Annotated in this window: 13 protein-coding genes, 1 tRNA gene and 1 pseudogene; 3 read left to right on the plus strand and 12 right to left on the minus strand. The window is 33.8% G+C overall.

What is annotated here, in order from left to right; genetic code table 11:
• Positions 1-56 precede the first annotated feature (56 nt).
• From CCC31_RS12565 to rimP, 11 genes are all read right to left on the minus strand, one after another.
• Positions 57-2,141: a polyribonucleotide nucleotidyltransferase gene (locus CCC31_RS12565; RefSeq protein ID WP_022088491.1), complete on the minus strand. Its 2,085-nt coding sequence runs from the start codon at positions 2,139-2,141 to the stop codon at positions 57-59.
• A gap of 343 nt (positions 2,142-2,484) precedes the next feature.
• Positions 2,485-2,751, minus strand: coding sequence for a 30S ribosomal protein S15 (rpsO, locus tag CCC31_RS12570; RefSeq protein WP_260978292.1), 267 nt, complete (start codon positions 2,749-2,751; stop codon positions 2,485-2,487).
• A 262-nt stretch (positions 2,752-3,013) separates the two neighbouring features.
• The gene (locus CCC31_RS12575; protein WP_022088489.1) at positions 3,014-3,925 is read right to left on the minus strand and encodes a bifunctional riboflavin kinase/FAD synthetase; all 912 of its coding nucleotides are present in this window, start codon (positions 3,923-3,925) and stop codon (positions 3,014-3,016) included.
• Between the two features lie 23 nt (positions 3,926-3,948).
• Positions 3,949-4,857 carry a tRNA pseudouridine(55) synthase TruB gene (gene truB, locus CCC31_RS12580; protein ID WP_022088488.1) on the minus strand — a complete coding sequence of 303 codons (909 nt, stop codon included), beginning with the start codon at positions 4,855-4,857 and terminating at the stop codon, positions 3,949-3,951.
• 36 nt (positions 4,858-4,893) lie between these two features.
• Positions 4,894-5,859: a bifunctional oligoribonuclease/PAP phosphatase NrnA gene (locus CCC31_RS12585; RefSeq protein ID WP_313958655.1), complete on the minus strand. Its 966-nt coding sequence runs from the start codon at positions 5,857-5,859 to the stop codon at positions 4,894-4,896.
• Positions 5,846-6,205, minus strand: a complete 360-nt coding sequence (gene rbfA, locus CCC31_RS12590; protein ID WP_022088486.1) for a 30S ribosome-binding factor RbfA — start codon at positions 6,203-6,205, stop codon at positions 5,846-5,848. The genes CCC31_RS12585 and rbfA overlap by 14 nt, the downstream gene beginning before the upstream one ends.
• 25 nt (positions 6,206-6,230) lie before the next feature.
• Entirely contained in the window at positions 6,231-9,119 is a 2,889-nt protein-coding gene (infB, locus tag CCC31_RS12595; protein WP_290851925.1) for a translation initiation factor IF-2, read from the minus strand.
• A gap of 14 nt (positions 9,120-9,133) precedes the next feature.
• On the minus strand, positions 9,134-9,442 hold the full coding sequence (locus CCC31_RS12600; protein ID WP_022088484.1) for a ribosomal L7Ae/L30e/S12e/Gadd45 family protein: 309 nt from the start codon (positions 9,440-9,442) through the stop codon (positions 9,134-9,136).
• Positions 9,435-9,710 carry a YlxR family protein gene (locus CCC31_RS12605; RefSeq protein ID WP_022088483.1) on the minus strand — a complete coding sequence of 92 codons (276 nt, stop codon included), beginning with the start codon at positions 9,708-9,710 and terminating at the stop codon, positions 9,435-9,437. Before CCC31_RS12605 ends, CCC31_RS12600 begins: the two co-directional genes overlap by 8 nt.
• A gap of 15 nt (positions 9,711-9,725) precedes the next feature.
• The gene (gene nusA / locus CCC31_RS12610; protein WP_022088482.1) at positions 9,726-10,937 is read right to left on the minus strand and encodes a transcription termination factor NusA; all 1,212 of its coding nucleotides are present in this window, start codon (positions 10,935-10,937) and stop codon (positions 9,726-9,728) included.
• 82 nt (positions 10,938-11,019) lie between these two features.
• The gene (gene rimP, locus CCC31_RS12615) at positions 11,020-11,493 is read right to left on the minus strand and encodes a ribosome maturation factor RimP (protein ID WP_022088481.1); all 474 of its coding nucleotides are present in this window, start codon (positions 11,491-11,493) and stop codon (positions 11,020-11,022) included.
• A 362-nt stretch (positions 11,494-11,855) separates the two neighbouring features.
• On the opposite strand from rimP, the gene CCC31_RS12620 reads away from it, so the two are divergent.
• The 3 genes and pseudogenes from CCC31_RS12620 (at position 11,856) to CCC31_RS12625 (ending at position 13,042) form a co-directional block, all read left to right on the plus strand.
• The gene (locus tag CCC31_RS12620; protein ID WP_290851929.1) at positions 11,856-12,770 is read left to right on the plus strand and encodes an N-acetylmuramoyl-L-alanine amidase; all 915 of its coding nucleotides are present in this window, start codon (positions 11,856-11,858) and stop codon (positions 12,768-12,770) included.
• A 14-nt stretch (positions 12,771-12,784) separates the two neighbouring features.
• Positions 12,785-12,832: pseudogene (locus tag CCC31_RS12745) on the plus strand (hypothetical protein); the annotation flags it as partial.
• Positions 12,833-12,847: 15 nt separating this feature from the next.
• A complete protein-coding gene (locus CCC31_RS12625; protein WP_290851931.1) occupies positions 12,848-13,042 on the plus strand; it encodes a hypothetical protein in 195 nt (64 codons plus the stop codon).
• Between the two features lie 342 nt (positions 13,043-13,384).
• Here CCC31_RS12625 and CCC31_RS12630 read toward each other — a convergent pair.
• Positions 13,385-13,456 (minus strand) — tRNA-Glu (locus CCC31_RS12630).
• Positions 13,457-13,855 lie beyond the last annotated feature (399 nt).

Here is a 13,855-nt window from a genome sequence, read left to right on the forward strand (position 1 = left end):
ACTCATATCTCTATCCGCAATAGAAAAATATTTGTCGGGAGATTATTATTTTTTATTTACTGAGCATCTTTAATTGAGAAGCTTATTCTTCCCATCTTATCCTTGCCCAAGCATTTACATTTTACATGATCTCCAAGTGTAAGATAATCTTCAACATGTTCAACTCTTTCTTTTGAAATCTTTGAAATGTGAACCATTCCTTCTTTTCCCGGAGCGAACTCGATAAACGCACCAAATTCCTTAATGCTTACAACTGTTCCTTCAAGAATCATTCCTTCTTCGAAATCTGTTGTAATGATCTGGATATATTCAATTGCCTTATCAATCTGTTCTTTGTCAACTCCACATACAGATACAGCTCCATCATCTGTTATATCAATCTTAACGCCTGTTTCTTCAATTATAGCATTAATTGTTTTACCCTTCTGTCCTACAACATCACCAATCTTAGCCGGATCAATATGAATCTGAACAATCTTAGGAGCATATGCACCTACTTCTTTTCTAGGTTCTGCAATTGCAGGTTTCATACAATTATCCATAATGAAAAGTCTTGCTTCTCTTGTTCTCTGGATTGCACCTTCTACGATTTCTCTTGTAAGTCCATGAATCTTAATATCCATCTGAATAGCTGTAATACCTTCTGTTGTTCCTGTTACCTTAAAGTCCATATCGCCAAAGAAATCTTCGAGTCCCTGAATATCTGTTAATAATACATAATCATCATCTGTATCTCCAGTAACAAGACCACATGAAATACCAGCTACCATAGCCTTAATTGGAACACCTGCTGCCATAAGCGACATACATGATGAACATGTACTAGCCATTGATGTTGAACCATTTGATTCAAATGTTTCTGAAACTGTTCTGATTGCATATGGGAATTCTTCTTCTGAAGGAAGAACAGGTACTAATGCTTTTTCTGCTAATGCACCATGTCCGATTTCTCTACGTCCCGGTCCTCTTGATGGTTTTGTTTCCCCAACTGAGTATGATGGGAAGTTATAGTGATGCATATATCTCTTTACTGTTTCATTTTCATCTAATCCATCAATTTTCTGTGATTCAGATAATGGTGCTAAAGTACAAATGTTACAAATCTGTGTTTGTCCTCTAGTAAACATAGCTGAACCATGAACTCTAGGAATAATATCAACTTCTGCTGCAAGTGGTCTTATCTGATCTAAAGCTCTGCCATCCGGTCTCTTATGATCTTTCAAAATCATTTTACGTACTGTTTTCTTCTGATACTGGTAAAGAGCTTCTCCAAGTACTGCAAGCCATTCTTCATTTTCTGCAAATGCTTCTTCAAGTCTTTCTCTAATCTTGCTTATATTTTCTTCTCTTACCTGTTTAACATCTGTAAATACAGCTTCTTCCATCTCTGCAGGTGGAACAATCTCTTTTATTGCTGCAAATAATTCTTCAGGTATTGTAAAACTTTCATATTCATGTTTTGGCTTACCAACTTCGGCAACAATCTTATTTATAAATTCGATAATCTTCTGGTTAACATCATGAGCCATATAAATAGCTTCAATCATTTTAGCTTCAGGAATAATGTTGGCACCTGCTTCAATCATTATAACTTTTTTACTTGTTGAAGCAACTGTTAACTGTAAATCTCCTTCTTTCCACTGTGACTGTGATGGGTTGATGATAAATTCTCCATCAACCAAACCAACCTGTGTCATTGCACATGGACCATCAAATGGAATATCTGAAATACATGTTGCAATAGCTGAACCTAACATAGCAACAATTTCAGGTCTGCACTGAGGATCAACTGATAATACTAAGTTATTTAATGTAACATCATTTCTATAATCCTTAGGGAATAAAGGTCTCATAGGTCTGTCAATAACTCGTGATGTTAAAACAGAGTTTTCACTTGCCTTACCTTCTCTCTTATTAAATCCTCCAGGTATTTTACCTACTGCATACATTTTTTCTTCGAATTCAACTGAAAGTGGGAAGAAATCGATTCCCTCTCTTGGCTTTTCTGATGCTGTTGCTGTAGATAATACTGTTGTATCTCCATAATGCATTAACGCTGCGCCGTTAGCCTGGGCAGCAACACGTCCAACATCTACTGTAAGTGTTTTACCACCAATTTCAATACTAAAACTCTTGTACATTTTTGTCTCCTTTTCTCTATCTTCGTACCATCTCACTGATACATCTTTCCGACACATATAATGTGTCCTTTGAATGTCTTATATATCCGGCAAACACCGAAACTACTGAAAAAAGGGCGAATTACTTTTCGTCCGCTTTTTCAGTGGTCTCGGGTTTCAGTTTGCCAATTAGATATATTAAATAAGCAATCTTTTTTATTATAAACAATACGATACAAAAAAGCAACCAAACATTTAACCTTAACTAAATTCCACCGATTTTATAATATTTGTTTTTCACATTAAAAAACTGCACTTTAACAATATAAACCTTGTTAAAATGCAGTCTTTTATAAAACTTATATTATTTTCTAATACCAAGTTTAACAATTAATTCACGATATCCTTCAAGATCTGTTTTCTTTAAGTAGTCAAGTAAACCTCTTCTCTTACCTACCATCTTAAGAAGACCTCTTCTTGAATGATGATCCTTCTGGTTAACTTTTAAATGTTCTGTTAACTCCTGGATTCTTGCTGTTAAAATTGCAATCTGAACTTCAGGTGAACCTGTATCGCCCGGTTTTCTTGCATATTCGTTAATAATTGCTGTTTTCTTTTCCTTTGTTATCATTACGACAACCTCCTTAATTATTTTAATATCGCCATACACTTAAGTAACGGTTGGAGTATCCAATACTTAGTGTAGGTTCGCATACCTTGCTATGTTATCATACATTGCAAGGTATGTAAACTAAATCTTTGTAAATTAGCGAAAATATTTAAATATCCTTCTATAACATACTAATATCTTTTATTCATCTTCTTTTTTTAATCCAATTATTCTTAAATAGAATTTTTTCAATTATAAAATGATATTTAATATTTTTATTAAATTATATTTTCATTTTTATTCTGTCATTTATATCCATAGTTATTTGTTTTTTAAGTTGTTCTATATCATCAAATTTTCTTTCACCACGCATAAATTCGTAAAATGAAACTTCAATAACTTCTCCATATAAATTGCCATGAAAATTTGCAACATATGTTTCAACCTTTGTAGGATTATTTTCCGAAATCGTCGGATTAATACCTACATTAGTTATTGAGCGATAACTTTTTCCATTTATGTTGGTTCTTGTTGCATATACACCATTTGGTGGCAATAGTTTTGTTGCTGCCGGCAAAATATTAGCCGTAGGAAAATTTATCGTTCTTCCGATTTTCTTTCCTTCTTCAACCTTTCCAATAACACTGTACGGATGGTCAAGCATCTCATTTGTTTCCTCTATCCTGCCTTCTATAATACTACTGCGTATTCCTGTACTGCTTATATCTTTGTCATGATATTTTTCTTTTTCAATTACATACAACTCATATCCGTATTTTTCTGTGTTTTCCTTCAGGTAATCAACATTTCCTGCACCCTTATTTCCAAAAGAGAAATCCGGTCCGCACACAATCGCTGTAGCCCCTAATTTTTTTTTCAAAAATTCTTTTATAAATTCATCAGGTTCTAATGCCAAAAATTCTTTTGTCATTGGCATGCTACAATAAACATCAATTCCCTGTTTTTCACACAGAAGTCTTTTTTCTTCATCTGTTACAATTGTTTTTACTGTCTGATTATTCAATACATCTTTAGGTTCCGCAGCAAATGTCAGAACAACCTTGCGTCTTCCATTTGCCTTTTTAGCCAGTTCACTTAACAACTTTTCATGACCTTTATGTAACCCGTCAAATTTTCCAACAGTTACTATTGTATTGCTTAATTTTATCTTGTCTGTTGCTGACATGTTTATCATAATCCTACGACTCCTGTATGTATTTACAAAAATATCTTAATCGGTTTATATATCTGTTTATGTGCATCAAATTCATATATACCGATAAAATCTCCATTTTGTGCATAAACTCTTACTTTTTGTTTATCCTCAAAATTCATTCTTAACAATGTATTTCCGGCTGTAAACTTGTTTCCATTATATATTAATTTGTCAAATTTTTCTGACACAATACATTTAGAATATTTATCAAGCATTTGATCCACGGGAACGATATAATCTTTTAATCTTCCATCATCTCTTGCCTTTTCTATCTGTTCAAGAGTAATACTTTCTTCAACTTTAAATCTTTCGACTCTTGTTCTTTCCAGTTTATCCATGCATCCATAAACACCAAGTTTATTTCCTATGTCATGACATAAAGTTCTGATATAAGTACCTTTTGAACATGTAACAATCATTTCGACTCTGGGAAGGTCAACATCAGTTATAGTTATATCAACTATCTTACATTGTCTTGCCGGTCTTTCAACTTCTTCGCCTCTTCTTGCTAAATTATAAAGTTTCTGACCATTTATTTTTATTGCCGAAAACATTGGTGGAATCTGTGCATAATCACCTATAAAACTTTTAATTGTTGTAAAGACTTCTGTCTGGTCTAAAGCATTCAATTTATCTTCTTCAGCTTTATTTATTATATTACCTGTACTGTCCTGTGTATCTGTTTCCTGTCCTAGTAACAAAACAGCTTTATACGTTTTATCTTTTTCTGATAAAATATCGCATAATTTTGTTCCCTTTCCAAGACACACCGGCAATACTCCAACGGCATATGGATCTAGAGTTCCCATATGTCCTATCTTTTTCTGTTTCAAAATGCCTCTTAATTTTGCCACTACGTCATGAGACGTATATCCCGGCTCCTTATAGACATTTATTACACCACTTATCATTCATTCCTCCTGTAATGGTAAGTCACATTACTATATTTATGACATTTGCTTTTCAATCTGTTCTGAAATGTTATTGATGATATCGTGTACATCTCCTACAGTATCAAATCCGGCAGCTCTTACATGACCGCCTCCACCAAAATATGATGCTATGACACTTACATCTACTAAATCCTGAGATCTCATACTTACCTTGTATTTCATTTCCCCTATCTGATACATAAATATTGCAACCTCTATTCCTTCAATATTTCTAAGCTGTGCAACTACTGAATCTAAATCCTTTGTCGTTACACCATAAAAATCCATAAGTTTTGTTGTTGCGTATGCAAATATGCATCTATTATCCATAAACCTTACACTTTCAAGCTGAAGTCTTCCTGCAACCTGAGACTGTGCATAAGTTTTTTTATAATATGTTTCTTCAAGAATCTTATTTGCATTAATTCCAAAATCCAACATTTTTCCTGCAACATTCATTGTTTTAGAAGTTGTGCTCTGGAATCTAAACACTCCTGAATCATGGGCAATTCCTGTATACATTGGTTCTGCAATAGATTTATCAAATAAACTTACATCTAACAAATCATATAAAACTTCACATGCCGAACTTGCATTTGGAAGAATATAATTATAATCTGCATATCCTCCATTACTGATGTGATGATCAATACATGCTGTTCGCTTTGCATGTTCAAAAAATTCTTTATTTAAACCTAATCTTTCTAAATCAGCACAATCAAGTGAAAAGAATAAATCGTACTCTGTTCCGTCGTACCCATTTGAATCTATTTTCTCAGAGTTCTTTATAAATAAGAATTTATCTTTAATTTTTTCCAGATATACTTTTACCTGTATATCCGGAAAATTTTTCTCAATGTAATTATAGAGTGTCATGCATGAACCGATGCAATCGCCATCCGGTCTGATATGTCCTGCTATTCCAATAGTTTTTGCATCGCCAATCAGTTCCTTTATAGGTATAGGATTATTCATTGTCATCTGACGTCACCTCATCAATCATTTTTGACATTCTTACGCCATACTCTATAGAATCATCTAAAATAAATGTAATCTGTGGAGTATTTCTTAAATTTACGGTTTTTGCAAGCTGATGTCTGATAAATCCAACTGCACTCTTAAGTCCTGCTAATGTATCAGCCTTTGTCTCTTCATCGCCTAACACACTTACATACGCCTTGCAATATTTAAGATCAGGTGTTACCTCTACATGGGTAACACTTGTCATTATTCCTACTCTTGGGTCCTTGAGTTCTCTGATTATATTACATAATTCTCTTTGAACTTCTCCATTAATTCTTGTATTTTTTATGCTGTTCTTTCTCATATAATTCCTTTCCGGTTAACTAGTCTTATCTAGGTACCTCAACCATCATGTACGCTTCTACAGCATCTCCTTCAGCAATATCATTGAATTTTTCAAATACAAGACCGCATTCATATCCTGCTTTAACTTCCTTAACATCATCTTTAAATCTCTTAAGTGATGCAAGTGGTCCGTCAAATATCTGCTCTCCATCACGTGTAATTCTAGCTGAGCATCCTCTCTTGAATGAACCATCTAATACATATGAACCTGCGATATTTCCAACACCTGAAGCCTTGAAAATCTGACGGATTTCCGCATGACCAATAACTTTTTCTTCGTAAATTGGTTCAAGCATTCCCTTCATAGCTCTTTCAATATCTTCGATTGCATTGTAAATAACGCTATATAATCTTAAATCAACCTTTTCTCTTGTAGCAATTTCTTCTGCCTGAGCATCAGGTTTTACATTAAATCCAATAATAATTGCATTTGATGCAGAAGCCAAAATAACATCAGATTCATTAATTGCACCTACACCACCATGAATAACTTTAACTTCTACTTCTTCATTTGAAAGTTTTAACATACTCTGTTTTACAGCTTCTACAGAACCCTGTACGTCTGCCTTTATGATGATATTTAATTCCTTAAGGTTACCTGCCTTAATCTGACTGTTAATATCATCAAGAGAAATTCTGTACTTAGTTCCTTCAAGAAGTTTTTCCTTGCTATCTGCAATAAATGTTTCCGCAAATGCTTTTGCTTCATTTGCAGTTTCCTTAGCAACAAATACTTCACCTGCGTTTGGTACTCCGCTCAATCCTAAAATTTCTACTGGAGTTGAAGGTCCTGCTTCTGTAATTCTATTTCCTCTGTCATCTGTCATAGCTCTTACTTTACCGTAATTTGCTCCTGCTGCAATATGATCACCAATATGAAGTGTACCTTTCTGTACAAGTACAGTTGAAACAGGTCCTTTACCTTTATCAAGTTTTGCTTCAATTACGATACCTCTTGCCATACGGTCAGGATTTGCCTTGAGTTCAAGTACATCTGCCTGTAAAAGAACCATTTCTAATAATTCTTCAATTCCTTCTCTTGTATGTGCAGATACAGGAACCATTTCTGTATTTCCACCCCAATCAGCTGCTAATAATTCATATTCAGCTAATTCCTGTTTTACTCTTTCGATATTTGCACCCGGTTTGTCAATCTTATTAATAGCTACAATTATTTCAATTCCGGCTGCTTTTGCATGATTGATAGCTTCAACTGTCTGAGGCATTACACCATCATCTGCAGCTACTACCAAGATTGCAATATCTGTTGACTGAGCGCCACGCATACGCATTGCTGTAAACGCTTCATGTCCCGGAGTATCAAGGAAAGTAATCTTTCTGTCATTAATCTTAACAACAGAAGCACCAATATGCTGTGTAATACCACCTGCTTCACCTGAAATTACATTTGTTTCTCTAATTGCATCAAGAAGTGATGTTTTACCATGATCTACATGACCCATTACACATACAACAGGTGGACGACTTGTCATGTCTGCTTCATTTTCTTCTTCTTCCTTAAGAAGTTCTTCAATCATATCGACCTTAACTTCTTTTTCACACATAATTTCATATTCAAGGGCTATTTCTTCTGCTCCGGCAAAATCAATTTCAGTATTAACTGTAACCATCTTACCTTCTAAGAAAAGTTTCTTAATAATTGTTGATGGCTGCATTTTCATCTTTTCTGCTAATTCACCAATTGTAAGTGCTTCAGGGATTGAAATAACTTTGATTTCTTCTTTCTTTTCTTCCTTCTTCTGAGGTTTCTGTAATACCGGCTTGCTCAAATCAACTCTACGCCCATTCTTGCCTTTTCTTCCGCCATTACCATCTTCGTAATTCTTTCTTCCTCTTTCCTGCTTATCCTGGCGTAACTTGTTTTCTCTCTTATTACGATCTTTGCTCTGGATTATATCTGCAGGTGCACTCTGCTTCTGTTCATCTCTTCTTCTGTCATTTCTTCTATTATTGTTGTCATTTCTGTCAAAATCTTTATCCTTATTATAACCATCATTATTTCTATTATTGAAATTGCGGTTATTGCCATTTCTATTATCTCTGTTAAATGACTTTCCATCATTGTTTCTGTTCTGACCATCTCTGTTTCCAAAGTTTCTGTTCTGACCATCTCTGTTATTTCTATTCTGTCCGTCCCTGTTGTTTCTGTTCTGACCATTTCCATTTCTATTCTGTCCATCTCTGTTGTTTCTATTCTGGCCATTTCTGTTATTTCTTCTGTCATTGTTTCTGCTCTGTCCACGGCTTTCAGCAATTGCTGCTGCTTTTGCTGCTATCTCAGCTGCTTTTCTTGCTGCTGATTCTGCTGTAGGAGCCGGTCTCTTTGGTTCATTCTTAGCAACCGGTGTAACTACAGATTCAACCTTTTCTTCTTTTGGCTGTACATTATTTTCTACCGGCTTATTTGCACTTTCATTTTTTTCCTGTTCTACAGGTTTTGCTATCTGTTCATTCTCTTTCTTAACTGTTTCTGTTTTTTCAGTTTTCTGAGTGGCTGCATTCTGATTTTCACCTTCAGGTCTTGGACGACGTTTTTTCTCACCATCAGGTCTTGGTCTTCTTGGTCTTTCTTCGCCATCACCTTTAAGGCGAACCATTCCTCTGCTTGTAATAATTCTCTTATGTTTCTTTTCTTCTTTGACTTCTGTTTTTTCTGTAGGTGTCACTTTTTCAGCTGTTTTATCTTCAGATGTCTTGCTCTTGCTAAATTTATCCTTTATGTATTTTACTTCACTGTCATCCACTGAGCTCATTGCTTTTACGTCAATGCCTTTTTCTCCCAATGCTTTTACTATATCTGCACTTTTTATATCTAATTCTTTTGCTAATTCATGTACTCTCATTTTTGCCATTCTATAACCTCCGATTATTTTACTTGATTATCTAACATTTTTATGATTGATTTTGAGAATCCTTCGTCAACTACTGCCAATGACATTCTGGTTTTATTTCCTGTAGCTTTTCCTAAGTCCTGTGTTGTTCCATAATAAAACAACGGTATTTTGTAATATTCACATTTATTTTTAAACTTCTTCTTTGTATTATCCGATGCTTCTACAGAAACAATAACTGCATGGGCTTTATTTCCCTGAATCGCTTTTTCTACTGAGAACTCTCCTGATACAGTCTTGCCGGCTTTAGTTGCTAAACCAATCATAGATATAACCTTATCCATTGATTTCTCCTAACTCAGCCTTTAGCTGTTCATATACTTCTTCCGGAACCTTTGCCTTAAGTGTTCTTTCAAGACCTTTGCTCTTCATAGCTTTTTCAAGGCATTTTACATCCGGGCAAATGTATGCCCCTCTGCCATTTTTTCTACCCGTAGCATCCATAGAAATATTTCCTTCTTTATCACGGATAACACGAATCATATCTTTTTTATTTTTCACTTCATTGCACCCGGTGCATTTTCTTAATGGAACTTTCTTTGTCTGGCTCATATTGACCTCTCTTACTTATTCTTCTGAATCATCCTCACTGTCAGCTTCATTTTCATCGAAGTTTTCTTCTAAAGTATCATCAGCTTCATTTTTTTCTTCATTATATTCTTCTTCATCATAGTATTCGTCGTCATCATAATACTCATCTTCATCATAATATTCGTCATCATCGAATATATACTGAATTCCGGCTTCTTTTGCCTGGGTTTCACTCTTGATATCAATCTTGAATCCTGTAAGTCTTGCTGCAAGTCTTGCATTCTGACCTTCTTTACCAATTGCTAAAGATAACTGATAATCAGGAACGATTACCATAGCTTCTTTTTCGTCAGGATCAGCTAATACTGAAACAACTTTTGCAGGGCTTAATGCATTTTCAATTAAAATTGCAGGATTTTCATCCCAATTTATAATATCAATCTTTTCACCACAAAGTTCATCTACAATCGCATTAACTCTTGCTCCATTTACACCTACACATGCACCTACTGCATCTACGTTAGGATTGTTTGAGTAAACTGCCATCTTTGTTCTTGAACCTGCTTCTCTTGAAATACTCTTGATTTCAACTGTTCCGTCCTGGATTTCTGAAACTTCCTGTTCAAATAAACGCTTTACTAATCCCGGATGAGTTCTTGAAACAACGATTCTTGGTCCTTTATTTCCATCTTTAACTTCTGTAATATATAACTTAATTCTGTCTGTTGGTCTGAAATGTTCTCCTGGTACCTGTTCCTTTTCCATTAAAACAGTATCTGTCTTTCCAAGATTTACGCTAATATTCTTTCCATTAATTCTTTGAACAATACCTGTAATAATGTCATTCTGTTTTTCGTAGTACTGTTCAAATACGCTCTTTCTTTCTTCTTCTCTGATTTTCTGTAAAATACCATTCTTAGCACTCTGTGTTGCAATTCTTCCAAAGTCCTTTGACTGGATTTCTACATTAACCATATCTCCGATTTCGTATGTTCCCTTAATTGCTCTTGCATCTTCTAATGAAATTTCAATTACAGGATCAAATACTTCTTCAACAACTTCCTTCTGTGAATAAATGTGGAAATCTCCTGTTTCTCTGTCAACATTAACAATAACATTGTCAGCTTTATTAAAATTATTCTTATATGCAACTACAAGCGAATTTTCGATTGCTTCAAATAACACTTCTTTACTAATTTCTTTTTCTTTTTCCAGTACATTTAATGATTCAATTAATTCTTTATTCATTTTCCTTTATCCTCCTAATTATCTCTACATACTGTTGTCCTTCATCGGACTATTTTCTGTTCTATTTGATACAAAGTAATTGTTAGAAATCAAATGTCAATCTTACGAGTGCAACATCAGCTCTGTTAAACACCGTTTCTTCGCCATCTTCTAATTCAACTGTAAAAGTATTCTCTTCTTTGTTGAATTCCTTTAAGATTCCCACAAATTCTTTTTGTTTGTTTATAGCTCTATATAAATGAATTTCAATTTCTTCACCTATACTTCTTACAAAATCCTTATCTTTCTTTAATGGTCTTCCAAGTCCCGGAGAACTTACTTCTAATATATAAGCATCGCTTATAAAATCTTCCTGGTCTAACTTTTCACTGAGTTCTCTGCTTATCGGTTCAATATCATCTATAGATATTCCGCCCGGCTTATCTATAAAAGCTCTCAAATACCAGTTACTGCCTTCTTTTACATACTCTACGTCAACTAATTCGAATCCTCTTTCGTCAACCATTGGCTGAAGTAGTGCTTCTGTCTTTGCTTCGTATTCTTCTCTTCTTGACACGCTTTCTCCTCAACTTTCTACTATTATTATGTCTTTATTTAAGACTTTTTAACAATAACAAAGAGTGGACCTCTGGTCCACTCCTTATCATCTAGTCAATATTTACGTTAAACAGTATAACTCTGCTTTTATTTTGTGTCAAGCAAATGGCGTAAAAATGGCGGTTTAACGACATAAAACCAGCGTAAAAGCAACACAAAACTATCTCATAAAGAAATTTTTAAATGCTTTTTACCACATACTCTTCTTTTTATTTCATGGATTTTGCATAATTTTACAATTTTTACCTATTTAGTAATGTAATTTTTATAATAATCATTTATACTTATACAGGAAAAAATCATTGGAAGGTACATATTATAATGAAAAGGATTTTAAAACACACACTAATTTTATCAATGCTTACATGCACTTTAACATTTTCTACAAATACAAAGGCTTCTGTTGCAGATACTTCTTTAAATGAAAGTACTACAAATGAAGTCACTACAACCTACAACTTATCAGAAACTTCTTTAAGTAACGATACTAAGACCGTTTCTTTACCTTCAGATAAATCTGATTATATTAAATCTGACTTATCGCCTTTAACTTCTAAGGTCATAGTTCTTGATCCCGGTCATTGCAAAAAGCATATCGGTGCCCGTGGATATGGACTTAAAGAAGAAGATATTGTACTTGATATTTCTAAAGCATGCAAAAACAAATTAGACAATTATGGTGACATTACAGTTTATACGACAAGTACAACCAATAATTGTCTCTCTACCCTCGGACTTGGAGACTGCCTTACAGCAAGAAACAGATATTCAAAAAGACTTAATGCTGATTTTTTAATAAGTCTTCATATCAATGCTAATGAAAATAAAAATAAAACCGGTGCTTTAATGCTTGCAGCATATGACTCCGGTTATAATAAAAGAATTCATTTACAAACTACCTCATTTGGTAAAATTGCCTTAAAGAACTTACATTCCTTAGGATTAAAAAAACGTGGTTTTTGGATGCGAAAATACAAAGGTTTGCATTACAAAAACGGGTCTAGAATGGATTATTATTCTATTGTCAGAAATGGTGTTTTATACAATATTCCAAGTGTTATTATTGAGCACGGATATATCACAAATAAATCTGACTGCAAAAAATATTTTAATACAGTAGCTAAAAGATACCTTCTTGGTAAAAAGGATGCCGATTCCATCATTTCATATTTTGGACTAAATAAAGAAATAATTTCCGGTAAATTTGTAAAAGACGTAAGGATACATATTATTTAACAGGCGACAACAACATCGTAACCGGTTGGGTTAAATACTCCGGTAAATGGTATTATTTTGACACTGTTACCGGAAAAATGAAAACAGGTTTTTTAACTGTAGATAACAGGAAATTTTACTTAAGCCCTTCTACCGGAGAAATGTGTACAGGTTGGATTACCGTTAAAGGAGCAAAATATCTTGCAACAGGAAATGGGTCTTTAGTAACAAATACATATTTTAATGATGGGATAAAAACTTATAAATTTAACGCTTCCGGCAAGAAGATGTAAGTTTTTCATTTATTCTTTTTATATGCCTATAATGAATTTTATATATTTTTCATTTTTAGAATTATTGTTTTTTTATCGCCTATATTAAATTATAAATAGTATGGCATATTATGACTTACAGATATTATTAATTATAGATAGTGGATTTTTTTATGGAGTTACTACAATTAAAATATTTTAAAGATGCCGCTGAACTTGAGAATTTTCCTTAATGCTAAGAAAAAATATGGTTCCTCACCCCTCTATAAGTTACGCAGTAAAGAACTTTGAATACTTCGTTCCATAAGTAAAATCTTATCTCATACAAAAAAAATCACAGAAATAATTCTGTGATTCTACAAGCAGCCTGTACGGGAATTGAACCCGTGATTCCGCCTTGAGAGGGCGGCGTCTTAACCTCTTGACCAACAGGCCTAAAAAATATTACTGTACTATTATAACAAGAACCGTCAAATTTGCAAGCACTTTTATTATTACACTTTTATTATTTACACTCTTCTTTTTCCTAACTTATCTTTAATAATCTTTCATAAAATTATCAAACTTTCTTTTAATTTTGTACACATTCTTCAATTATCATAAAATCATAAAATCGAAACACTCTTAAACAAAATTTGTTTGTGATACATGTCTGGTTGACGAAAGTGCATTTGACGCCGTCGGTCAAATATTTAGTGCATAGGCTGAATGAAACCGCAGGTTTCAAAGTCTGTCTGTGTGCTGAATATTTAGAACTGCTACGAGCGGCAAGCAGCGCGAGCGTTCTTTGTCGAACCAGACATGTATCACAACAGAAATTTATAATTGTTTCGC

This window comes from Eubacterium sp. LMAG:50 (genome assembly GCF_008680265.1).
Taxonomy (GTDB): domain Bacteria; phylum Bacillota; class Clostridia; order Lachnospirales; family Lachnospiraceae; genus Eubacterium_U; species Eubacterium_U album.